The following is a 21,091-nucleotide window of genomic DNA, read 5'->3' on the forward strand; positions in this document are numbered from 1 at the left end:
GATTAAGTAGCTATCATTCCAATCTCTAATTCCTTCAAGGACCGAGTCGATGACAGTACAGGACCCCTTTCTGAGCGTCAGACACTTTGTCGCCGTGGCTCGGACAGGCAGTTTTACCGCAGCGGCGCTGGGGCTGGGGCTGACCGGCTCGGCGTTGAGCAAGAGCATAGTGCGCCTGGAGGCGCGACTGGGGGTCAAGCTGCTGCACAGAACAACCCGTCGGGTGAGCCTGACCCCGGAGGGAGAGGCGTATCTGGCCAGCTGTCTTCAGGCTATCCGGGTGCTGGAGGAGGCGGAGCAGAGCCTTGCATCGGGAAAGCAGAGCCCGTCGGGTCGCGTGCGCATCGATCTTCCCGCGGCGTTTGGCCGCAGGCACGTGCTGCCTATCCTGCTGGAACTGGCTGGCCAGCATCCACAGCTGGATCTGTCGGTGACCTTCAACGAGCGCAAAGTCGATCTCATCGAGGCCAACATCGATCTGGTGGTACGCATAGGGGCGCTGGAGGACCAGGCGGATCTCGTTGCGCGCCGTCTGGGGGAGCAGAGGCTCGTCATCTGCGGGGCGCCCTCCTATCTGGCCAGGCGCGGGGTGCCCTTGACCCCGGATGAGCTGTCACGGCACGACTGCATCATCGACTGGCGAGCCGGCCATCGTCATGGCTGGCTGCTCAGCAATGGGGCGGGCAAGACGGAAGCCCGTGACATCCCGGTACGCTACGAGATGGGGGATGGGGAAGCCGTGCGGGCAGCGGCCCTGGCCGGCCTTGGGCTGGTGCAGGTGCCGACCTGGCTGGTAAACGAGCAGTTGGGATCGGGCGCCCTCGTCTCGGTGCTCGATGATCACTCCGGCGGCGAGATGCCGATCAATCTCCTCTGGGCCAGGAGCCAGCACATGCCGCTCAAGGTGCGCGTCCTGGTGGATGCCTTGCTGCTGGCGGCGCAACAGAGTGGCAGTGCCTTTCGGGCCACTTGAGCCAGGTCACGGCTGGCTGCCGTGAGTCCCCGAGGTCAACACCGCCGTGCGGGGAGGTGCAGTGAGCGCTCAGCTCAGGCTGTGCAACCAGTTCGCCAGTTTCTCGTGGGCGCTGCCGGGCTCGGGTCTGGCGGGGGCGAGCAGGTGGTAGCCGGTACCATCCGGAACGAAGCCGAGCGGGGCCACCAGTAGCCCAGCCTCCAGGTCGTCACACACCAGCCGGCAGGGGCCTATGGCGACGCCAAGGCCCGCCACCGCCGCCTGCAGGCTGAAGTAGAAGTGTTCGAAGGTCTGGGTCGGCGCCTCGTCATTCAGGGGTTGCCCTGCATTCTCCTGCCAGCGTGACCAGGCATCCGGGCGCGTCTTGGTGTGCAGGCGGGGGGCCGAGGGACGCAGGGCGGATTCTTCCCCTCGCGGCTCGAAAAACTGCGCCACCTTGCCCGGCTGGCAGACAGGCCCGGTCAGCTCCTCGAACAGCAGCTGGCTGTGCAGATCCTCGGGCCAGTCGAAGTCATTGCGCCGGATGGCGAGATCGATGCCGCTGCCAAAGCTGAGGGCGCCGCCCCCCGCCATCAGGTGAACGTCCAGCTCGGGGTGCAGGGCCTGAAAGGCGGGCCAGCGCGGGATCAGCCAGCGCATCAGCAGGGTTGGCTCGCAGGAGAGGACCAGCGACTGGGGGCGGCTCTGCTGGCGCAGGGCCTGGGCCGTCTCCCGGATCTGGCCCAGCCCCTCCCTGACCGCCAGATAGAGCCGGTCGCCCGCCTCGGTCAGGAAGACCCGGCGCTGGCGCCGCTCGAACAACCTGACGCCCAGATCTTCCTCCAGCAGGCGCACCGCCCGGCTGATGGCGCCATGGGTGAGGTGCAGCTCGTCGGCGGCGCGACCGAAGTGCTCGGTGCGGGCAGCCACCTCGAAGCAGCGCAGGGCCGTCAGGGAGGGCAGCGACAGGATTTTCTGTGAATTTTTCTCACCGTTCATGTCAGAAGTTATCGTTCGTCATTGGGATTAATGCGAAATAAAATAGCCGATATCCCATGTGATCAGGACTATTTTCATGACCGAACTGTTAGCCGTAGTCGCCATTACCTTCTTTGCCGTCATCAGCCCGGGCCCCGATTTCGCCATGGTGTCGCGCAACAGCCTGCTGCTCTCCCGTCGTACCGGCGTGCTGACGGCGCTCGGCATAGCGGCCGGGGTCTGCATCCACGTGAGCTACACCCTGCTGGGGGTGGGCCTCTTGATCCAACAGTCCCTCTGGCTGTTCAACCTCATCAAGCTGGCGGGGGCGGCCTACCTCATCTTCCTCGGCATCAAGATGCTGCGGGCCCAGCCCGCGACCGGTGAGGCGCTGGCCCGCCAGCCAGCCCTCTCCAGCCTGGGGGCGCTGCGCACCGGGTTTCTGACCAATGTGCTCAACCCCAAGACCACCATCTTCATCGTCAGCCTCTTCATGCAGGTGGTGCAGCCGCAGACGCCGCTGGCGGTCCAGCTCGGCTACGGCGCCTTCATAGTGCTGGCCCATGCCCTCTGGTTCAGCGCGGTGGCGCTCTTCTTCTCCAGCGAGTCGGTACGGGCTCGTCTGCTGGCGGTGCGCCACTGGATAGATCGGGTGTTTGGCGGTCTGCTGGTGGGATTCGGCATGCTGCTGGCACTGACCCAGCAATCACGCTGAGGGGAAGGGGGCTGGTCCCCCTTATCTACCCTCGACTGTAGGGGCTTGTTTTTCATGCCTTGGCGCTCGCTTTTCGGTAGAATTGCCGCTCATTTTGAAGTCAGATGAGGCGCGGTATGACGGTCAGGTTCCAGGCATTTCACAGCATCAAGGCGATTGGCAATCGGGAGGTGCTGTTCAACTGGTCCAGGACCAACCCCCTCGGCGCCCTGGATCAGGTGTGGCGTCCGAAGAATCGCGACGAGCTGCAGCAACTGCTGCGGGAATACCCGGCGCGCAAGCTGCGGCTCATCGGCTCAGGCCTCTCCTTCGAACCCATTCACAGCGTCTATGCCGAGGGCAGTCAGGCGCTGCTGGTGGACTTGCACCATCTGCGCGGCCAGCTGGCGAAAACCGCCGATACCGTCACCTACCAGGCGGGCACGCCCCTCGATACCGTCTATGGGGATCTTATCGCCATGGATAGGATGCTGCCCGCGTCCCCCGGCGTCATCGGCATCCAGACCCTGGGGGGCGCGCTCAGCACAGGCACCCACGGTCAGGGGCTGCACCAGTCCTCCCTGTGCGATGCGGTGGAGGCCCTGACGGTGATGCTGGCCAATGGGGACATCCTGCGAGTGGATCGCACCGATCCGCGCTTCGGCGCCTTCGTGATGGGCATGGGCATGCTCGGTGTGCTGCTCGACGTGCGCCTTCGCACTGTGCCAAACCGCATCATGCGCTGCACCAAGTTCACCACCGACTACCCCTTCCTGCTGGAACACAACGAGCGGCTCAACCGCGAACACGGCTTCGTGAAGAGCTGGTGGTTTGCCTGGACCGGCGAGAGCCACATCTGGCTGGTGGATCCCGCCTCCGAGGAGGAGGTGGCCCGTTACCGCGCCGGGGGCAGCGAGCCCCTGCTGCTGGAGGGGGACGTTGACGGTGCCATGAATGCCGCCCTCAATGACACCATAGATGCCACCCTGCAGAAGATGGCGCGGGACACCAAGGACGAGGCGCGGGCCGGGGAGCATTTCGAGACGGTGCGCCGCTTCAAGGATGCCTCTGACCTGGTGGGCAACGTCTACCAGATCCTCTGCAAGGGGATACCGGCGCCCCAGATCAACTGCGAGGTGGCGGTGCCCCTCGAGCGGATGCAGGAGGCGCTCGAGATCCTGCAGCACTGGCAGGAGCGCAACCCGGGAGCGCTGCATTACCCCTTCATATTGCGCTGCACCGGCCCCTCCGAGGCCTGGCTTAGCGCCGCCTATGGCAAGTCGGTGTGCTGGATAGGGTTCCTGGTCTATCTGGCGGCGGACGGCACCTTCGTGGGCGGCTCCATGGAGCAGATGCGCGAGCTGCAGCAACTGCTGGTGCCGCTCGGCGGTACGCCGCATTTTGGCAAGCACCTGGCGATGGATCTCTACGACTTCCCGGCCCTGCTGCCGCGCTGGCACGACTTCCTGGCCTTGAAGCGCGAACTCGATCCCCATGGCCGCTTCGAGAACCGCTGGCTCGGCGAGCTGTTCGCCAACCGGTGAGGATGGCCTCTTGGAAAGGGGCGATATTTTTTGCTCCCTTCTCCCCTGGTGGGAGAAGGGTTGGGGATGAGGGGAAGAGATAGCCTCTTCAAGCCCCATGACGACAGGCGCTAAGGATGTGACATGACAGACCCACAAGACACCAGAATTCCCGTGACCCTGCTGACCGGCTTCCTCGGCAGCGGCAAGACCACCTTGCTCAACCATTGGGTCAAGCAGCCGGAGCTCGGCGAGTGCGCTGTGCTCATCAACGAGTTCGGCTCTGTGGGGCTGGATCATCATCTGGTGCAGCAGGTGGACGAGCAGGTGGTGCTGCTCGATTCCGGCTGCATCTGCTGCTCGGTGCAGGGCTCCCTGGTGGAGGCGTTGCAGGGGCTCTTTATGAAGGCGATTCAGCGCAAGATAAAGCCGTTCAAGCGGCTGATTATCGAAACCACTGGCCTGGCGGATCCCGCTCCCGTGCTCTTTACCCTGAAGGAAGAGGGCTTCATCGCCCAGCGCTACCGCTTCGATGGCACAGTGACAGTGGTGGATGCCGGTCATATAGAGCAGCAGCTCGGCCAGCAATACGAGGCGGTCAAGCAGGTGGCGCTGGCGGATCTGCTGGTGGTGAGCAAGGGGGATCTGGTGGAGGAAGAGACCCTGATGCGGGTCGAAAGCCAGTTGGCATCCCTCAACCCGGCGGCCCCCATCCAGCGGGTCAGCAATGGCGTGCTCTCACCTGCGGTGCTGGAGAAGCTCGGCGCCTACAACGAGGCGGCGGGGCGCGACCTGCGCCAACTGCTGGCCTGGCTGCGCACCGAGTCACCCCGACAGGGGCTGGCATCTCCCATGCAGCCGAAGATGCAGCCGTTCGCCGCCAAGGTAGGCACGGCCGCGCCGACTCATTTCGAGCATGGCAACATAGAGAGCTTCTCCCTGCGCATCGGCGAGCCGCTCAAACCGTCCCGCCTGCTGGCCGCCATCGATGCGGTGCAGGGGCAGTATGGGGATGCCCTGCTGCGCCTCAAGGGGATCTTGCAGCTGGAGGGCGAGAGCCAGCCCGTGGTGATCCACGGGGTGCACGGCCAGCTCTATCCGTTGCAGGCCCTGGGGGAGTGGCCCGAGGGCAAGGCCCAGTCCCGGCTGGTGTTTATCGTGAAGAGCCAGGACAAGGCGGGGATAGAGCGGTTGTTCCTTGATACGCTCAAGGCCCCGGAGCCCAGTCTGGAAGAGCAGCTCAGAGCCATGCTCGGCCAGCCGGATGCCTGATATGCTGATATGACCCGCGCCCGTGCGGGTCTTTTCTTATCTGTTGAGGAGACAAAGACTCATGCCTGACAGCACACACATGGTGACCCCCGCCCAACGCAAGTGGCTACCCTGGCTGACCGCGGTCGGCTTCTTCATGCAGACGCTGGATGGCACCATACTCAACACCGCCCTGCCCAGCATGGCAGAGGCCCTGGGGGAGAGCCCGCTGCAGATGCAGTCGGTGATCATCGCCTACATGCTGACGGTGGCCCTGCTCATTCCCGCCTCCGGCTGGCTGGCGGACAGGTTCGGCACCCGCCGCGTCTACCTGGCCGCCATACTGCTGTTTACCCTGGGCTCCCTGGCCTGTGCGGCCGCCAATACCCTGCCCATGCTGGTCGCCGCCCGGGTGCTGCAAGGGGTGGGCGGTGCCCTGCTGATGCCCATAGGGCGGCTCGCTGTGCTGCGGGTCTACAGCAAGCACGAGCTGCTGCGGGTGATGTCCTTCGTCACCATCCCTGGTCTGCTGGGGCCCCTCATGGGCCCGGCGCTCGGGGGCTGGCTGGTGGAGGTGGCGAGCTGGCACTGGGTCTTCCTCATCAACCTGCCGGTGGGCGTGCTCGGCTTCATCGCCAGCTGGTACTTCATGCCCGATCTGCGTCAGCACACCGCCAGGTTTGACTGGCAGGGGTTCGTGCTGTTCAGCGTCGGCATGGTGCTGGTGTCGGTGGGCCTGCAGGGGCTGGGGGAGCACAGCATCTCTACCGGCTGGGCCCTGTTTGCGTTGCTGTTCGGTCTGGCCGCCATGGCGAGCTACTGGCTCTATGCCGCCACAGTGGCGCAGCCGCTCTTCAGCCTGGCGCTGTTCAAGACCACCACCTTCGCCATCGGCATCTGGGGCAACCTGTTCGCCCGCCTCGGCAGCGGCGCCATGCCCTTCCTCACGCCGCTCTTCCTGCAACTGGGGCTGGGCTTCTCGCCGAGCAAGGCGGGCATGACAATGATCCCCACAGTGATCGGCGCCATGCTGACCAAGACGCTGGTGAACAAGCTGATCCCGCGCATCGGCTATCGCCGCATCCTGATCGGCAATACCCTGGCGCTGGGGGTGATGATCGCCAGCTTCTACTTCATCGACAACCAGGTGCCGCACTGGGTACTGCTGGTCTGGCTGGCGGTCTTCGGTGCCATCAACTCACTGCAGTTCTCCGCCATGAATACGCTGACCCTGCAAGATTTGAGTGCCGAGCACGCCAGCAGCGGCAACGGCCTGCTGTCGGTGGTGATGCAGCTCTCCATGAGCCTGGGGGTAGCCATCGCCGCCAGCCTGCTCGGGCTCTTCTCCGCCGGCCAGCCGGCACAGGCGAGCGAACGCTGGCTCGGCGGCTTCCACCTCACCTATCTGTGCATAGGTTTGATGTCCATGCTGGCGGCGCTGATCTTCGCCCAGCTTGCCAGAGATAATGTGAAGGAGGGACGGCGCCAAGGTCCGGTCTGATGGCCGCGCGGGTGGAGCAGGTCTTCGCCCAGCTTGCCAGAGATAATGTGAAGGAAGGACGGCGCCAAGGTCCGGTCTGATGGCCACGCGGGTGGAGCAGGCCTTCGCCCAGCTTGCCAGAGATAATGTGAGATAATGTGAAGGAGGGTCGGCGCCAAGGTCCGGTCTGATGGCCACGCGGGTGGAGCGGTAAAAAGAGAGGGCGGCCCTGGCCGCCCTCTCTCATTGGGGGATCAGACCCTGAACTGATCGACCGCCCGGTGGAGCAGGCTCGCCTGCTCGGCCACGTTCTGGCTGGCGCGGCTGTTCTGCTCGGCCTGGGTCAGGGCGTCGTTGGCGATGTCGCGGATCACCACGGCATTGCGATTGATTTCGCTCGCCACCGAGCTCTGTTCTTCGACCGCCGTGGCTATCTGGGTGCTCATGTCCATCATCTGGTCCATCTGACGGGTGATGTTGGCGAGCTGGGTGCTGGCCTCTCCGGCGGCCTCGACGCTGCGTTCCCCCTGGGTGCGACACTCGCCGATCAGGGTGACCACGCTCTGGGTTCGGGCCTGCAAGCCGGAGACTATGGCGGCAATCTCGCTGGTGCTCTGCTGGGTGCGCATGGCCAGGTTGCGCACCTCGTCGGCGACCACGGCGAAGCCTCGTCCCTGCTCGCCGGCTCTGGCGGCCTCGATGGCTGCGTTGAGGGCCAGCAGGTTGGTCTGCTCGGCGATGGCCTGGATCACCTCCAGCACATTGCCCACCTGACGGCTCTCCTCGGCCAGGGCGATCACCTCCTTGCCCGAGGCCTCCAGCTTGGCGGAGAGGGAGTGGATCACCGCCATCGTGGTCTCCACGCTCTCCCGGCCCTGCTGGGCGCTCAGGTTGGTGGTACGGGCGCTCTCGGCGGCGCTCTCCGTGTTACTGGCGATCTCCTGCACAGTGCTCTCCATCTCTGTGGCTGCGGTGGCAACCAGATCGCTCTCCTGCAGCTGCTGCTGGGTACCCTCCTGAGCGGCGTTGGCGTTGCGCTGCAATTGGGCTGTGAGGCGTTCCAGATCCGTGACCGAGGAGACGACCTGGCCTATGACCTGGTTGAAGTGCTCCAGCATGGTGTCGAAGTCGCGGCCCATGGCGCCAAATTCGTCCCTGGAGCCGATGCGGGCGCGCAGGGTCAGATCGCTGCTGGCGGTGACCCGACGCATGGTGTCCGCCAGCCGTTGCAGGCCAGTCATGACGTCGCGGCCGATCAGCAGGTTGAGGCCGAGGGCGGCCAGTATGCCGAGGAGGCAGAGCAGTACCATGACCCTGAGGGTGTGTTCATGGGTAGCGTCGGCTTCCCGGGTCAGGGCCTGGGTCAGGGTCATGCCCGCCTGGCGCATCTGCTCAGCGCTGCGATTGAGCTCGCCCCTCAGCCCCTCGCCGGCACTCAGACCCAGGCGTTGCTCCTCAGTGACCAGGGCGAGGAAGTTCTGGCGGTAGCGTTCCAGCAGGGCGGCGAGGGCCGGTTCACCGGCGAGCGCCTCGGCCAGGGGGGCTAGGTTCTGTTCGAACTTGGCACGATAGCTGATGTCTCGGCGCAGCATGAAGTCCTTCTCGTCCCGGCGCAGTTGCAGCATCAGCAGGCTCTCCTGCTGCTGGCCCCGGGCCTTGAGCTCCTGCTCCAGTGCGTGGATGGCCTGACGCAGGGCGCCGTAATGGCCGCTGGTCGGGGTGAGCCCTATCTTCTCCTGCTGGGCGCGCAGGGTCTCGAACTGGCGGCTGTACTCCTTGAGCTGGCTGGCAAAGCCCAGTATGTCGGCCTGCTGCGTGCCCCCATGGTCTCTTGCCATCTCGGCGAGCAGGCGGCTGGCCTGGTCACTCTGGGTGGTGAAGGCGGTGGCGGCGGCGGGGTCCCGGCTCAACAGAAACTCTCTCTCCTGCAGGGTGAGGGCGACGAGGTCGGCCTCCACCTGCTTGGCCTGCAGCATCTCGGCGTTGCTGCGCGACTCCTGCCCGGAGAAGTAAAACAGTAAAACATGACCCCCATGACGACGGCCTGGATCCCGGCCACCAGGATGGCGGATAACACAAGTTTCTGTTTGACGTTCACGACGACCTCAAGGGGCAAAGGAGTTGGCTAGCGTATCGGCGCTGAAGATATATTCTGAAGGTGGCTTTAGCATTTTATTCCGCCGGTTTCGCGTTTGGGATTCGATGGGTTCTGTCATCCCACTGTCATGTAGCGAAATAGTCTGGCGTCGCCCCTGACCTGAGGCGGAGCTAGTGAGGGAGGGCGAGGGCGCCCGGCCGGAGGAAACCGCCCGGGCGCCCATGTTGGCGTGGATCAGGCCTGGATATCGGCCAGGATGCCGCTCGGCGTCCAGTGGAAGGGGATGGGGTCGAGGCGCTGGGAGGCCTTGTCATAGCCTTGCCACAGCTCGCCCAGGGGGCGGCCATCGGTGGGATGGCGCAGGCCGGGGGCCAGCTCCGCCAGCGGCCAGAGCACGAAGGCGTTGGTGAGGATCTCGCCACGGGGCAGTACCAGAGGCTCGTCGCAGACCAGATCCCCATAGAGCAGCAGATCGAGATCCAGGGTGCGGGGGGCAAACTTCTTGGCATCCGGCTCGCGGCCGTGGGCGAACTCCATGGCCCGCAGCCGCTGGCACAGGGTTGCGAGGGGCAAGTCGGTGTCGGCGCCGACTACCAGGTTATAGAAGGGGCGGCCGTTGAAGCCTACCGCCTCGCTCTCGAACACCCGGGAAACCTGCAACTCGCCAAACTCGGCATGCAGGGCATCGAGGCCGGCCCGGATGTGGTGCTCCCGCTCGATATTGGACCCAGGCTGATATAGATGCGGGTCATCAGCAGGCGCTCGCGGCCGGGGTCCGGTGGCGCAGGATCTCGACCCCGACGCCGGCGGCATTGGGCACGGCACCCGGCTTGGTCAGGGTGACCTTGACCCACTGCACCCGCTCGTCGGCCAGCACCAGGGCGGCCACCTGCTCGGCCATGGTTTCGACCAGCTCGACGACCTTGCTCTGGGCGTGATCACAGATCTTGCGGGAGAGGGTGGCGTAATCCAGTGCCAGATTGATATCGTCGGTTGCGGCGGCGGGTCGGTTGTCGAATCCCATCTCGAGATCGAAACAGAGCTTCTGGCGGATGCCTTTCTCCCACTCATATACCCCTATGGTGGTCAAAACCTCGAGTCCGCGAATAAACACCTTGTCCATGACAGTACTTCTTCTTTACTCTTGATGGGCTGTGAAAACAGCGCAGGGATGCAGGCCTGGCAAGCCGATTGCCGCTGGCGGCCGGTTTGGGCGACAGGCTTTCGGGCAAGCCCAGACCAGAGAATGTGGCCCGCATCATACCCCATTCATATCGTGGTAAAAACGACCAAGATGACGGCCCTGACGATTTTGATGATTATTCTGGCCTATCTGGGCGGCTCGCTGTCCAGCGCCGTGCTGGTTTCCCGCCTCACGGGTCTGCCGGATCCCCGCGACCATGGTTCCCACAACCCGGGGGCGACCAATGTGCTGCGCCTCGGTGGCCGGATGGCCGCGCTCATCGTCCTGTTGCTCGACGTGCTCAAGGGCATGGCTCCCGTCTACCTCGCCTGGTATCTGCAGATCAAGCCCGTCTACCTGGGGTTCATCGGCGTCGCTGCCTGTCTGGGTCACATGTACCCCATCTTCTTCCACTTTCGGGGGGGCAAGGGGGTCGCCACTGCGCTCGGCACCATGCTGCCCATCGGCTTTGCCATGGGGGGCGCCGCGATCGCCACCTGGCTGCTGGTGCTGCTGGTGAGCGGCTACTCGTCGCTGGCTTCCATCATTACAGTGCTGCTGACCCCGCTCTTCACCTACCTGCTCAAACCGGAATATACCCTGCCGGTCTCCTTGCTCTCCTGTCTCATCCTGGTGCGCCATCACGAGAACATCACCCGCCTGCTCAGGGGTGAGGAATCTCGACTCTGGGGCCGCCGAGGCGCGGCTTCTCCCACAGAAGTGATTAAAACGAGTGATGCTGCGCAAAAAAGAGACGAACGAGACGAAAAGTGAAATTTCCCGTTGACCACCCGCCTTAAAATCCGTTTAATAGCGCCCACGCCCAGATAGCTCAGTCGGTAGAGCAGGGGATTGAAAATCCCCGTGTCGGCGGTTCGATTCCGTCTCTGGGCACCAATTTTGGTGCCATGAAAGAAAAATTTGTTCATGCACAATAGTTTAAGTGTGCCGGCTTAGCTCAGTAGGTAGAGCAACTGACTTGTAATCAGTAGGTCACCAGTTCGATTCCGGTAGCCGGCACCATTTGCCCAGATAGCTCAGTCGGTAGAGCAGGGGATTGAAAATCCCCGTGTCGGCGGTTCGATTCCGTCTCTGGGCACCACTTACAATTCCTCCTTAGTTCAGTCGGTAGAACGGCGGACTGTTAATCCGTATGTCACTGGTTCAAGTCCAGTAGGAGGAGCCATTTCAAAAAGACCCTTGTCGCAAGACAAGGGCTTTAGCTGCTCACGCTACCGACGACATCTACTTTGGTGCCGGTGTCGGTGCCGCTCACTTCAACGGCCTGAACAACGCTGCCGTCGAAACCGGCACTGAAGATGCCGCCGCGACCAACCTCTTCATGGGTTACAACTTCAACGAGACCTTCGGTGCCGAACTGGGTTACCAGTACGCTGGTCGTGGTAGTGCCGATGGTGAGCGTTACGAGAACCAGGGTGCGACCCTGTCCGGTATCGCCCGTCTGCCCCTTGGCGAAGATTTCTCCCTGTTCGGTGAGGCGGGTGCCTACTGGGCCCATACCGACGGCCTGGACAACAGCGACACCCGTGTCTCTCCGCTGGCTGGCGTCGGTCTGACCTACAAGCTGAACGATGCCCTGGATCTGCAGGCGCGCTACCGCTACATGTGGGACGTGGCAGACCTGACCACCTCCACCGGTGAGCAGTACAAGTCCAACCAGAGCGTAGCGACGCTGGAAGCCGTATATCACCCGTTCCGCACCTCCTACGTTGAGCCTGTTGCTGCTCCTGTCGTGGCAGAAGCGGCCCCTGTGGTTGTCGAGAAGAACTTTGCCCTGAACTCCGACGTGCTGTTTGCCTTTGGCAAGGCAGATCTGAAGCCGGAAGGGGTGGAAGCCCTGAGCGGTCTGTACCAGCAGATCGTTGAATTCCAGCCGAAAGATGGCAGCGCCATCGTCGTTGGCTACACAGATCGCATCGGTTCCGATGCCCAGAACCAGCAGCTCTCCGAAGCCCGTGCCCGTACCGTGGCCGACTTCCTGGTGAGCCAGGGCCTGGCCACCAGCAAGATCGCCATCGAGGGCCGCGGTGAAGCCGACCCTGTCACCGGCACCCAGTGTGACGGCGTCAAGGGCAAGAACGAGCTGATCTCCTGCCTGGCACCGGATCGCCGCGTCGAAGTCCGCGTCTCCGGCGTGCAGGAAGTACAGCAATAAGCTGACGTCAGCTCAGCTGATGTGAAGAGGGGATGCCATGGCATCCCCTTTTGCTTGTCTGGGCCTCCCGCTTCCCGGACGGGCGAGGCCGCCTGGCACGGCGATCCTGGCGCCTGATTCCTCTTCAGTCCCGCGACAACTTGTCGCTCCCCGCCCCTTATACCTTCCCTGTCAGTGAGTTACAGCCATCCTCTCGGCTAGTATGATGGCGTGACCGGCCTGTGATCCCCCGTTTTCTACGAACTGGTATCTCTCTTTGGGCGTGCAGGCTCCTGATCCTCTCCCTCGGCACTCCTGGGAGGGACAAATCCATGATCGAGGTAATCTATGAATGCGACCGAGCTGTGGCAGCTTTCTCCCGAACAATTCAACGAGTGGCGACGGGAGAATGACTATCCATTGATCTGGGAGTTGCTGGTGGCCTCGCTGCCCCATTTCGACGACTGGATGACAGAGCAGAAAATAGAGAAAAGCGTCATCTTCCAGATCGGCATAGCCCGCTTCATCAGCTCGCGATCCGTGCTCAGCCTCTGCGTCTACATGAGCGACGACAAGATAAGGCTCTATGAGACCGCCTCAAGCGCGCTGGAGTCCCTGCGCAAGAGCGGCCTTATCCGCTCCGAGACGCGCTTCGAGCCCTATGCCATGTGGCTGGCCGCCAGGCACGGCAAAGCAGAGGTGAAGCGGGTGCAGAGCCTGCTCTCCGTCTCCGAGAACAACAAGGGGGAGGCCCAGGTGCTGGGCAAGCATCGGCTGCTCAACATTGGCGGCGTCGAGCTCAAGAGCCCCATCATCTCAGGCCGTCTGCTGGACTTCACCTGCCTCGACGAGCTCTCGCTGGATGGCGCCGTCAACAACTCCAAGGTCTATCTGTGGCACTGCTCGGCCAAGGGGGTGAGGGTCAATGGCGGGGTGATCGGGCTCGATCTGTTCGATTCCCTGCTGTGGGATCACAGGGCCTGGGCCAAGAAGCGGGAGCTGGCGCTGGAGGACGGGGTGTTTCAGGACTTCACCATAGAGTGCGAGGAGATCCGCTTTCACTCCTCCCGGGCCGTGCTGAAAAACTTCAACGTCAGTGCCAAGAACTTCGATGCCACCATGGAGCACACCAATCTGGACAAGGTGCAGGTGGTCTACAACGAGAATGGCCGGATCGATCACAACGAGGCCAGCAAGCTGTACCGCAATGCCAAACGCATCTTCTCCAGCGTGGGGGACACCGTCGATGCCGGTGAATGCTATTACAAGGAGAAGCTGCACGAGATGAAATCCCTGGCAAGCCCGAGGGAGCTGTTCAGAGAGCGCTGGTTGCGCAGCGGCTTGATGACGAAGGGGTGGCTCTCCCTGCTGTGCTACCTCAAGTGCGCCAGCAAGTTTGTCAGCTTCATTACCTGGGGATTTGGCGAGCGGCCGATAAGAAGCCTGCTGATGTCGATGGGGGTCATATTGCTGGCGACCCTGACCTACTTCCTGGCGCCGGAGTCCGTGACCCATGGCCACCTGGGGCGCTCCCTCTACTTCAGCATAGTGACCTTCGTGACCCTGGGTTACGGCGATATCTCCCAGACCTCCTCTCCCCTCCAGTTGTTGTCGGCCATAGAGGCGTTCTGCGGCATGTTTCTGACCGGCCTCTTCCTCGCCGGCTTTGCTTCAAAGACCAAGCAGTATTGACGATAGCGCTGGCGGCGGTGCACCACTTGCCCCGCCGCCAGGGACTGGCCAACCGCCAGCACTGCGGGGATGGTGCTCTTCCTTGACGCACCGGCAGTGGAGCGACTTTATTTAGAGTCATGGGTCGCGCTTGCGATGGATGGCGCACCGAATGTTGCACGAGAAAAAAACAAGGGAGCGAGAGCGGTATCGACCAGTCCACAATCGAAGCAGAGAAGGAATAACGCTATGATATTGAATCACTTATGGGGATTGTATGCGCATCCTCACACCGAATGGCATACCATAGACGAGAGACATGACAGTTTCCGAAACAGTCTGACTCATATCCTGATCGTGGCCCTTATCCCGCCCATCTGTGCCTATTATTCCGCCGTGCACATAGGTTGGAGCATTGGCGTCGGTGAGCCCATCACCCTGACCGCGAACAGCGCCCTCATGCTGTCGATCGCCATGTACGTGACGCTCATCATCGGCGTTCTCGCGCTCTCCTATCTGGTGCACTGGATGGGCCATACCTTCGGTTCGGATCCCAGCTACACGACGTCGCTAGAGCTCGCGGCCTACACCTCCACGCCGCTCTTCATGGTCGGTTTCTCCGCGTTCTTCCCGCACCTCTGGTTCATGATGATCATCGGTCTCATCGGGCTCAGCTACTCGGTGTACCTGCTCTATGTGGGGGTGCCTATTCTGATGCACATCCCCAAGGAGCAGGGGTTCATCTATGCCAGCTCTGTGGTCACCGTCGGTCTGGTGCTGCTGGTCTGCGTGCTGGCAGCCACGGCCATTCTGTGGGGATCCGGCTTTGGCCCCGTGTTTACCCATTAGCCGCTGACGAGCCGGCAGAAACGACAAGGGCGCCTCTATGGCGCCTTTGTCATGGGGCTCATTCACGCTTTCTGGCCGGGTTGTGGCAACCGGGCGGAGTGAAAGCGTTGGTCGCGAGGCCGGGATCAGCGCGGGTTGCCGCTGCCGATGCCAAAGGGGATGCGGTAGTCGCTGCTCTGGTCCCCCAGGCTCACTGTCAGGTTGCCCTGGGCGCGGCTCGGGATCTGCACCTGCTGGGTGCCCATCAGGTTGGCGTGGACTGAGGCCACCAGATCACCAGACTCGTCGCGTACCTCCAGCATGGGGTTGGCCTTGCCAGCCATGGTCGCGCTGGCGTGCCAGTTCACGAACAATACGCCAGGGGCGGCATTGAAATCGGCAGGAACGGAAGCCTGGGCAACACCGGCAGTCATCAGGCCTGCGACGGCCAGCATCTTGATTAGGTTTTTCATGTTCATTCACTCTCTTGATTTTTATGTCATTGGCAAGGCCGGAGAGGCCCGCATCAATGCATCCTTGCAAGAGGTTATTCAAATACTATGTAGTTCTTTTACTGACGTCAGACACCCTATTTTTGGTATCCCAGCCTGGAACAACTTGTTATTTGGCCACTTGGCGATCCTGCCTAAGCGATGAATGCATGGTAAACAGGTCATCGCTCGGTTGTTAGCGAGATAAACTGGTCTAGATGTTCAAAAAACATGAACAAGATGTGAGGGGTCTCCATCCCGGACCGCCAGCGTCGGAACTGCACCCGCCAGCGGCCAGCAGAACTGTTGCCGCAATGAGGCCGGCCGCCGTCTAAGTTGAGGGGATCACGCCGGGTCGGCGCGCCGTCGTCCCCCATGCCAGGTGGTGCCCATCGAAGCGGTTATGATGGCGGCTATTCCCAGCCACTGGGACGGGGGCAGTTGCTCTCCCAGCAACAGCAACCCCATCAGGGCGCCCATGGCGGGTTCACCGCTGGTCAGTATGCCGTAGCTCTTGAGCGGCAACCGGCGCAGGGCAAACATCTCGAGGGAGTAGGGGATGGCACTCGAAAGCAGCCCCACCCCCGCTATGGTCAGCACCAGGGGGAGGGTGAAGCTGGCCTCGCTCGCCCCGCCGAGGCCGAAGGGCAGTACCAGCAGGGTTCCCACCCACATGCCAAGGGCCGGGGCCTGCGCCCCCAGCAAGGCACCGGCCCGCTTGCCGGTCAGCATATAGAGCCCCCAGAACACGCCGGCACCGAGGGCCAATGCGGCCCCCAGGGGATCTATGGCCTGCTCGGCGGCCCGCAGCGGCAGCAGCAACAGCAGACCGACGATGGCCAACGCCAGCCAGATGAAGTCTTCCCGGTGGCGGGAACTGATCAGCGCCACCGTCAGTGGACCTATGAACTCGATGGCCAGCGCCACGCCGAGGGGAATGCGCTCTATGGCCAGATAGAAGAGCAGGTTCATGGCTCCCAGCGAGAGTCCATAAGGGATGGCCCCCAGCAGGGTGCGTCTGTCGAGTGGCGCTCGCCAGACTCTAAACACCAGGGAGAGGAGCAGGGCGGCACACCCCAGCCGGAACAAGGTGGTGCCGGCGGCCCCGATCAAGGGAAACAGCGACTTGGCCAGGGAGGCGCCCAGGGTGATCGACAGCATGGCGAGCATGACCGCCAGCAGGGAGGAGAGGGCTGTGGTGGTCGGTGGCATCTTGTTCAAACCTGAGCAGGGAAGGGGAAGTAAAATATATCTGGCGATAGCCGTAATTTCGGTCTAAAACTGGCCCCACTCGATAATTTTTATCTCTTTATCCCACATGACCGACAAGTTCGATCTGCTCATCCTCGCCGAGCTGCAGCAGGATGCCCGTCTGCCCATTCCAGAGCTGGCCCACAGGGTCGGCCTCTCCGCTCCCGCCTGTTACCGCCGTGTCCGGGCGCTGCGGGAGGCGGGACTTATAGAGCGGGAGGTGGCGCTGGTGGCACCGGCGACCATGGGCTGGCCCATCACCATGCTGGTGCTCGTCACCCTGGAGCGGGATCATGGCCGTATCGTCGATGAGATGATCGCCTGCCTGAAGGGGGAGCCTGAGGTCATGGACCTCTGGTATGTGACGGGTGAGCAGGACTTCGTGCTGCAGGTGGCCGCGCGGGACATGCAGAGCTACGAGCAGTTCACCCGGCGGGTGCTGCATGCCAGGGAGCAGGTGCGCAGCTTCAAGACGTTGGTTGTCATGGGGCAGCACAAGCGCTGCGGGGCCTTGTTGCCAGCCTGAGGTGGGGGAATTCGCTGCGGGATAGTGCCTGCACGCCATTGGCTGGCTGTCGTGAACAAGAGGGGTTTGCAGGTCTTGGCCACAGGGCCGAGTACAAGCCGGGGCAGTATTAGCTGCCCCGGTCGTGTCAGATCTCCGCCAGCTCCTGCGCCGTCATGGGGCGCAACACCCGACAAGGGTTGCCGACCGCGACCACCCCCGCCGGAATATCCCTGGTGACCACGGATCCCGCCCCTATCACGCTGTTGTCCCCTATGGTGACACCCGGGCAGATGACGACGCTGCCCCCTATCCAGACGTTGTTGCCGATGCGCACCGGCTTGCCGAACTCGACCCCGGCCACCCGAGGCGCCACCGCCACCGGATGGGCGGCGGTGTAGATCTGCACCCCGGGGGCCAGCAGCACGTTGTCACCTATGTGCACCTCGCACACATCGAGGATGGTGCAGTTGACGTTGGCGTAGAAGTTCTCGCCTACGAAGATGTTGGCGCCATAGTCGCAGAAGAAGGGCGGGTTGATGGCGCACAGATCGCCTCGGCCACCGAGCAGATCATGGAGCAGGGCATCCCGCTCCGGCTTCTCCTGCCAGCAGGTGTTGAAGCTGTGATAGAGGCTGCGGCAGCGCTCGCGGGCCGCTTTGAGCTCGGGGTGGCCCGCATCATAGGGCTCTCCCGCCACCATCTTCTGCCATTCGGGGCAGCGCTCGGCTGCCCGCGGCGCTGTGATTGTCTCAGTCATCATTGCTCCATCAGCCAGATCAGGGATTCATAAGGACGCAGCTCGCAGGATTGCGGCCGGGCCGGGCTGTCGGGGTAGTTGCCAAGCAGCAAGCGACCCTTGCCACCGGCCAGCTCGGCGGGCAGCTCGAAAGTCACAGGCCTGCCGTAGAAGTTGCTCACCACCAGCAGGGTCTGACCGCCGGCGCTGCGGCTATAGGCCCAGATCTGCGGGTGCCCCGCCAGCAGCTCCTGATAATCCCCCTGGGTGAAGATGGGATGATCCTTGCGCAGCCGGATCAGATCCCGGTAGTGCCAGAACACCGAGTTCTGGTCGGCCAGCGCCGCCTCGGCGTTGATCTCGGGGTAGTTGGTGGCGGGCTTCAGCCAGGGCGTGCCGCTGGTGAAGCCGGCGTTGGGGGCGGCGCTCCACTGCATGGGGGTGCGGGAGTTGTCCCGGGACTTGGCCCCCAGAATGGCGAGGATCTCGGCCTCCGCCATCCCTTCGGCCTGCTTGATGGCGAAGATGTTGCGGCTCTCCACATCCTGATAGTCATCGATGCGTTGATAACCCGGGTTGGTCATGCCGATCTCCTCCCCCTGATAGATGTAGGGGGTGCCCTGCAACCCGTGCAAGGTGCTGGCCAGCATCTTGGCGGCCACCACCCTATGTTCGCCCTCGTCGCCGAAGCGGGAGACGATGCGCGGCTGATCGTGGTTGCACCAGAACAGCGCCGACCACCCCTTGCCGTGCATGCCGCTCTGCCAGTGGTTGAAGATGCGCTTGAGCTCGAGGAAATCGAACGGCGCCTTGGTCCACTTGTCGCCATTGGGGTAATCCACCTTGAGGTGGTGGAAGTTGAACACCATGGAGAGCTCGGAGCCGTCCAGTGCGCCATAGCGCTGGCAGTGCTCGAGACTGGTGGAGGACATCTCCCCCACCGTCATGGCTCCGACCGGGGCGAAGACGTCGCGGCTCACATCCTGCAGAAATTCGTGGATACGCGGCCCGTCGGTGTAGAAGCGGCGGCCATCCCCCACCTCGTCGCTCGTGAAGCGCTGATCCTTGGAGATAAGGTTGATGACGTCGAGACGGAAACCGTCGACCCCCTTCTTCGCCCAGAAGTGGATGATCTTTTTGACCTCGGCGCGAACCGCCGGGTTTTCCCAGTTGAGATCCGCCTGCTCGCGGGCGAACAGGTGCAGATAGTACTGGCCGGTGGCCGGGTCCAGCTCCCAGGCGCTGCCGCCAAATTTGGACTGCCAGTTGTTGGGCACGTCGCCTTCCACCGGATCTTTCCAGATGTAGTAGTCGCGGTAGGGGCTGTTCTTGTCCCCCAGCGCCGCCTTGAACCAGGCGTGCTCGGTGGAGGTGTGGTTGACCACTATGTCCATCACTATGCGGATGTCGTGCCCGTGGGCGGCGGCCAGCAGGGCTTCGAAGTCGGCCATGGTGCCGTAGGCCGGGTCTATGGCCAGGTAGTCGGCGATGTCGTAGCCGTTGTCCACCTGGGGGGAGACGTAGACCGGGGTCAGCCAGAGGGCATCGACGCCTAGGGTTTTGAGGTAGTCGAGGCGGGCCATGATCCCCTTGAGATCGCCGGTGCCGCGAGCGGCGGAATCCTGAAAGCTCTTGGGGTAGATCTGGTAAATCACGGCGCTTTGCCACCAGGGTGTCTGTGTCATGGTTGGATCGCTCATTGGTTGAAACTGGGTTGAACAGGCCAATAAAAAGGGCGGAGCCTGGGCTCCGCCGATGTCTTGGGGATCAGGCGGTGGCCAGATCCAGCTTGCCGGCCGCCTGCTGGCGCTTGTAGACCAGCAGGGTCAGCACCACGGGCACCACTATGGCCACCAGCATGGCGACGGCATAGATGGCCCAGTACTGGGGCTGGATGGAGAGGATGCCCGGCAGGCCGCCCACCCCGATGCCGTTGGCCATCACGCCGCTGAAGCCGCAGATGAGGGCCGCGAGGCTGGAGCCCACCATGGCGCACAGCATGGGGAACTTGTACTTGAGGTTGATGCCGTACATGGCCGGCTCGGTCACCCCCAGGTAGGCGGAGATGGCGGCCGGGACCGAGATCTCCCGTTCGTTCTCCTTGCGGCTGATCAGGATGATACCGACGACCGCCGAGGCCTGGGCGATATTGGAGAGCGCGATCAGCGGCCAGATGGGGGTGCCTCCCATGCTCTGCATCAGCTGCAGATCCACCGCGTTGGTGGTGTGGTGGATGCCGGTGATGACCAGGGGCGCATAGAGGAAGCCGAACAGGGCGGCGCCTATGGGGGCAAAGGACCCCGTCATGGCGGCCTTGGCGGCAAAGCCGACCCCCTCACCAATCCAGCGACCGAAGGGGCCGATGAAGGCGTGGGCCACTATCACCGCCAGCAGCAGGGAGATGAAGGGCACTATCACCAGGTAGAGGTAGGCCGGAATGATGCGCTTGAGGCTGGTTTCCACCCAGGCGAGGAAGACACCCGCCAGCAGGGCCGGAATGACCTGGGCCTGATAGCCGACCTTCTGGATGACGAAGAGGCCAAAGTCCCACACTTCCGGGGTTTGCTGACCTATGCCGTAGGCGTTCATCAGCTGCGGCGAGACGAGGGTGATACCCAGCACTATGCCGAGGATCTCGGATCCCCCCATCTTCTTCACCGCAGACCAGCAGACGCCCACCGGCAGGAAGTGGAAGATGGCCTCACCCAGCAACCAGAGGAAGGCGTGCACCTGGGCCCAGAACTGGCTGATCTCCACCAGGGTATGGGTCCCGTCGTCGAACATCTTGATGTCGCCGATGACGTTGCGAAATCCCAGGATCAGGCCGCCGGTGATGATGGCGGGCAGCAGGGGTACGAAGATCTCCGCCAGGTGGGAGATGCCGCGCTCCAGCGGATTCATGTTGTGGCGGGCCGCCTGCTTGGCGGCATCCTTGCTGGCGCCGCTCACCCCTATCTCCTCGGTGAGCGCCTTGTACCACTGATCCACCTCGTTGCCGATCACCACCTGGAACTGACCGCCCTGGGTGAAGCTGCCCTTCACCGCCGGTATGGTCTCGATAGCCTTGGGATCGGCCTTGGCCGGATCGGCCAGCACGAACCTGAGCCGGGTCAGGCAGTGGCTGACGGTGGTGATGTTGTCCTTGCCGCCGATCCGTTCGATCAGCTGTGCCAGATGCTGTGTGTTGACTTTTGACATGAGCCTTCCCTCTGTGACTCGATGAATAATGGTCGTTTCTTTGCCGGCTGGCCAATGACCGCCCGCTTATTGGTATCGTTCCCAATCAGCATGA

The 21,091-nt window shown here is 62.9% G+C and carries 17 protein-coding genes, 4 tRNA genes and 2 pseudogenes; 14 read left to right on the forward strand and 9 right to left on the reverse strand.

From position 1 onward, the window contains the following. Positions 1-49 precede the first annotated feature (49 nt). Entirely contained in the window at positions 50-973 is a 924-nt protein-coding gene (locus ACF2JD_RS13415) for a LysR family transcriptional regulator (RefSeq protein ID WP_163148431.1), read from the forward strand. Positions 974-1,042: 69 nt separating this feature from the next. Here ACF2JD_RS13415 and ACF2JD_RS13420 read toward each other — a convergent pair whose 3' ends face one another. Next, positions 1,043-1,951, reverse strand: coding sequence for a LysR family transcriptional regulator (locus ACF2JD_RS13420; protein WP_234677358.1), 909 nt, complete (start codon positions 1,949-1,951; stop codon positions 1,043-1,045). Between the two features lie 76 nt (positions 1,952-2,027). Between ACF2JD_RS13420 and ACF2JD_RS13425 the strand changes: the two genes are divergently transcribed. The 4 genes from ACF2JD_RS13425 (at position 2,028) to mdtD (ending at position 6,899) form a co-directional block, all read left to right on the forward strand. Continuing rightward, positions 2,028-2,645 carry a LysE family transporter gene (locus ACF2JD_RS13425; protein WP_168235896.1) on the forward strand — a complete coding sequence of 206 codons (618 nt, stop codon included), beginning with the start codon at positions 2,028-2,030 and terminating at the stop codon, positions 2,643-2,645. A gap of 116 nt (positions 2,646-2,761) precedes the next feature. Continuing rightward, positions 2,762-4,168, forward strand: a complete 1,407-nt coding sequence (locus ACF2JD_RS13430; RefSeq protein ID WP_440987599.1) for a D-arabinono-1,4-lactone oxidase — start codon at positions 2,762-2,764, stop codon at positions 4,166-4,168. Between the two features lie 123 nt (positions 4,169-4,291). After that, the gene (locus tag ACF2JD_RS13435; protein WP_440987600.1) at positions 4,292-5,419 is read left to right on the forward strand and encodes a GTP-binding protein; all 1,128 of its coding nucleotides are present in this window, start codon (positions 4,292-4,294) and stop codon (positions 5,417-5,419) included. Between the two features lie 61 nt (positions 5,420-5,480). Then, a complete protein-coding gene (gene mdtD, locus ACF2JD_RS13440; RefSeq protein WP_163137558.1) occupies positions 5,481-6,899 on the forward strand; it encodes a multidrug transporter subunit MdtD in 1,419 nt (472 codons plus the stop codon). A gap of 233 nt (positions 6,900-7,132) precedes the next feature. Here mdtD and ACF2JD_RS13445 read toward each other — a convergent pair whose 3' ends face one another. The 3 genes and pseudogenes from ACF2JD_RS13445 to folB form a co-directional block, all read right to left on the reverse strand. Beyond that, positions 7,133-8,854 (reverse strand): methyl-accepting chemotaxis protein, encoded by a 1,722-nt coding sequence (locus tag ACF2JD_RS13445; RefSeq protein WP_440987601.1) that lies wholly within the window; start codon positions 8,852-8,854, stop codon positions 7,133-7,135. A 356-nt stretch (positions 8,855-9,210) separates the two neighbouring features. Then, positions 9,211-9,728: pseudogene (folK, locus tag ACF2JD_RS13450) on the reverse strand (2-amino-4-hydroxy-6-hydroxymethyldihydropteridine diphosphokinase). Further along, positions 9,728-10,099: a dihydroneopterin aldolase gene (gene folB, locus ACF2JD_RS13455; protein ID WP_106885677.1), complete on the reverse strand. Its 372-nt coding sequence runs from the start codon at positions 10,097-10,099 to the stop codon at positions 9,728-9,730. The pseudogene folK and the gene folB overlap by 1 nt, the downstream one beginning before the upstream one ends. Before the next feature lie 171 nt (positions 10,100-10,270). Between folB and plsY the strand changes: the two genes are divergently transcribed. The 8 genes and pseudogenes from plsY to ACF2JD_RS13495 all read left to right on the forward strand — a co-directional run bounded on the left by plsY (position 10,271) and on the right by ACF2JD_RS13495 (position 14,834). Beyond that, complete coding sequence (gene plsY, locus ACF2JD_RS13460) at positions 10,271-10,933, forward strand: glycerol-3-phosphate 1-O-acyltransferase PlsY (protein WP_159392282.1); 663 nt, start codon at positions 10,271-10,273, stop codon at positions 10,931-10,933. Between the two features lie 47 nt (positions 10,934-10,980). Continuing rightward, positions 10,981-11,056 (forward strand) — tRNA-Phe (locus ACF2JD_RS13465). Between the two features lie 50 nt (positions 11,057-11,106). Continuing rightward, positions 11,107-11,182, forward strand: a tRNA-Thr gene (locus tag ACF2JD_RS13470). Positions 11,183-11,185: 3 nt separating this feature from the next. Next, positions 11,186-11,261: transfer RNA gene (locus ACF2JD_RS13475), tRNA-Phe, on the forward strand. A gap of 8 nt (positions 11,262-11,269) precedes the next feature. Beyond that, positions 11,270-11,345, forward strand: a tRNA-Asn gene (locus tag ACF2JD_RS13480). Between the two features lie 30 nt (positions 11,346-11,375). Continuing rightward, positions 11,376-12,335, forward strand: a pseudogene (locus ACF2JD_RS13485) (OmpA family protein); the annotation flags it as partial. A 327-nt stretch (positions 12,336-12,662) separates the two neighbouring features. Beyond that, complete coding sequence (locus tag ACF2JD_RS13490; RefSeq protein ID WP_106885680.1) at positions 12,663-14,006, forward strand: potassium channel family protein; 1,344 nt, start codon at positions 12,663-12,665, stop codon at positions 14,004-14,006. Between the two features lie 228 nt (positions 14,007-14,234). Then, positions 14,235-14,834 (forward strand): Yip1 family protein, encoded by a 600-nt coding sequence (locus tag ACF2JD_RS13495; RefSeq protein WP_106885681.1) that lies wholly within the window; start codon positions 14,235-14,237, stop codon positions 14,832-14,834. Between the two features lie 125 nt (positions 14,835-14,959). On the opposite strand, the gene ACF2JD_RS13500 is transcribed toward ACF2JD_RS13495, so the two are convergent. Further along, entirely contained in the window at positions 14,960-15,292 is a 333-nt protein-coding gene (locus ACF2JD_RS13500) for a hypothetical protein (protein WP_111911074.1), read from the reverse strand. A 357-nt stretch (positions 15,293-15,649) separates the two neighbouring features. Next, the gene (locus ACF2JD_RS13505) at positions 15,650-16,516 is read right to left on the reverse strand and encodes an EamA family transporter (protein ID WP_171276923.1); all 867 of its coding nucleotides are present in this window, start codon (positions 16,514-16,516) and stop codon (positions 15,650-15,652) included. 106 nt (positions 16,517-16,622) lie between these two features. Between ACF2JD_RS13505 and ACF2JD_RS13510 the strand changes: the two genes are divergently transcribed. After that, positions 16,623-17,081, forward strand: coding sequence for an Lrp/AsnC family transcriptional regulator (locus ACF2JD_RS13510; RefSeq protein WP_163137562.1), 459 nt, complete (start codon positions 16,623-16,625; stop codon positions 17,079-17,081). Between the two features lie 127 nt (positions 17,082-17,208). Here ACF2JD_RS13510 and ACF2JD_RS13515 read toward each other — a convergent pair whose 3' ends face one another. The 3 genes from ACF2JD_RS13515 to treB all read right to left on the reverse strand — a co-directional run bounded on the left by ACF2JD_RS13515 (position 17,209) and on the right by treB (position 20,997). Beyond that, positions 17,209-17,820 (reverse strand): sugar O-acetyltransferase, encoded by a 612-nt coding sequence (locus tag ACF2JD_RS13515; RefSeq protein ID WP_139745631.1) that lies wholly within the window; start codon positions 17,818-17,820, stop codon positions 17,209-17,211. Further along, positions 17,820-19,484 carry an alpha,alpha-phosphotrehalase gene (treC, locus tag ACF2JD_RS13520; RefSeq protein WP_440987602.1) on the reverse strand — a complete coding sequence of 555 codons (1,665 nt, stop codon included), beginning with the start codon at positions 19,482-19,484 and terminating at the stop codon, positions 17,820-17,822. The genes ACF2JD_RS13515 and treC overlap by 1 nt, the downstream gene beginning before the upstream one ends. 82 nt (positions 19,485-19,566) lie before the next feature. Then, complete coding sequence (treB, locus tag ACF2JD_RS13525) at positions 19,567-20,997, reverse strand: PTS trehalose transporter subunit IIBC (RefSeq protein ID WP_005323487.1); 1,431 nt, start codon at positions 20,995-20,997, stop codon at positions 19,567-19,569. Between the last annotated feature and the right edge of the window lie 94 nt (positions 20,998-21,091).

The organism is Aeromonas ichthyocola (assembly GCF_046087985.1).
Taxonomy (GTDB): Bacteria; Pseudomonadota; Gammaproteobacteria; order Enterobacterales; family Aeromonadaceae; genus Aeromonas; species Aeromonas rivipollensis.

Coding starts and splice junctions, on each gene's coding strand:
- ACF2JD_RS13415 (WP_163148431.1), top strand. CDS start 50: ATGACAGTACAGGACCCCTTTCTGAGCGTCAGACACTTTGTCGCCGTG.
- ACF2JD_RS13420 (WP_234677358.1), bottom strand. CDS start 1,951: ATGAACGGTGAGAAAAATTCACAGAAAATCCTGTCGCTGCCCTCCCTG.
- ACF2JD_RS13425 (WP_168235896.1), top strand. CDS start 2,028: ATGACCGAACTGTTAGCCGTAGTCGCCATTACCTTCTTTGCCGTCATC.
- ACF2JD_RS13430 (WP_440987599.1), top strand. CDS start 2,762: ATGACGGTCAGGTTCCAGGCATTTCACAGCATCAAGGCGATTGGCAAT.
- ACF2JD_RS13435 (WP_440987600.1), top strand. CDS start 4,292: ATGACAGACCCACAAGACACCAGAATTCCCGTGACCCTGCTGACCGGC.
- mdtD (WP_163137558.1), top strand. CDS start 5,481: ATGCCTGACAGCACACACATGGTGACCCCCGCCCAACGCAAGTGGCTA.
- ACF2JD_RS13445 (WP_440987601.1), bottom strand. CDS start 8,854: ATGCTGCAGGCCAAGCAGGTGGAGGCCGACCTCGTCGCCCTCACCCTG.
- folB (WP_106885677.1), bottom strand. CDS start 10,099: ATGGACAAGGTGTTTATTCGCGGACTCGAGGTTTTGACCACCATAGGG.
- plsY (WP_159392282.1), top strand. CDS start 10,271: ATGACGGCCCTGACGATTTTGATGATTATTCTGGCCTATCTGGGCGGC.
- ACF2JD_RS13490 (WP_106885680.1), top strand. CDS start 12,663: ATGAATGCGACCGAGCTGTGGCAGCTTTCTCCCGAACAATTCAACGAG.
- ACF2JD_RS13495 (WP_106885681.1), top strand. CDS start 14,235: ATGATATTGAATCACTTATGGGGATTGTATGCGCATCCTCACACCGAA.
- ACF2JD_RS13500 (WP_111911074.1), bottom strand. CDS start 15,292: ATGAACATGAAAAACCTAATCAAGATGCTGGCCGTCGCAGGCCTGATG.
- ACF2JD_RS13505 (WP_171276923.1), bottom strand. CDS start 16,516: ATGCCACCGACCACCACAGCCCTCTCCTCCCTGCTGGCGGTCATGCTC.
- ACF2JD_RS13510 (WP_163137562.1), top strand. CDS start 16,623: ATGACCGACAAGTTCGATCTGCTCATCCTCGCCGAGCTGCAGCAGGAT.
- ACF2JD_RS13515 (WP_139745631.1), bottom strand. CDS start 17,820: ATGACTGAGACAATCACAGCGCCGCGGGCAGCCGAGCGCTGCCCCGAA.
- treC (WP_440987602.1), bottom strand. CDS start 19,484: ATGACACAGACACCCTGGTGGCAAAGCGCCGTGATTTACCAGATCTAC.
- treB (WP_005323487.1), bottom strand. CDS start 20,997: ATGTCAAAAGTCAACACACAGCATCTGGCACAGCTGATCGAACGGATC.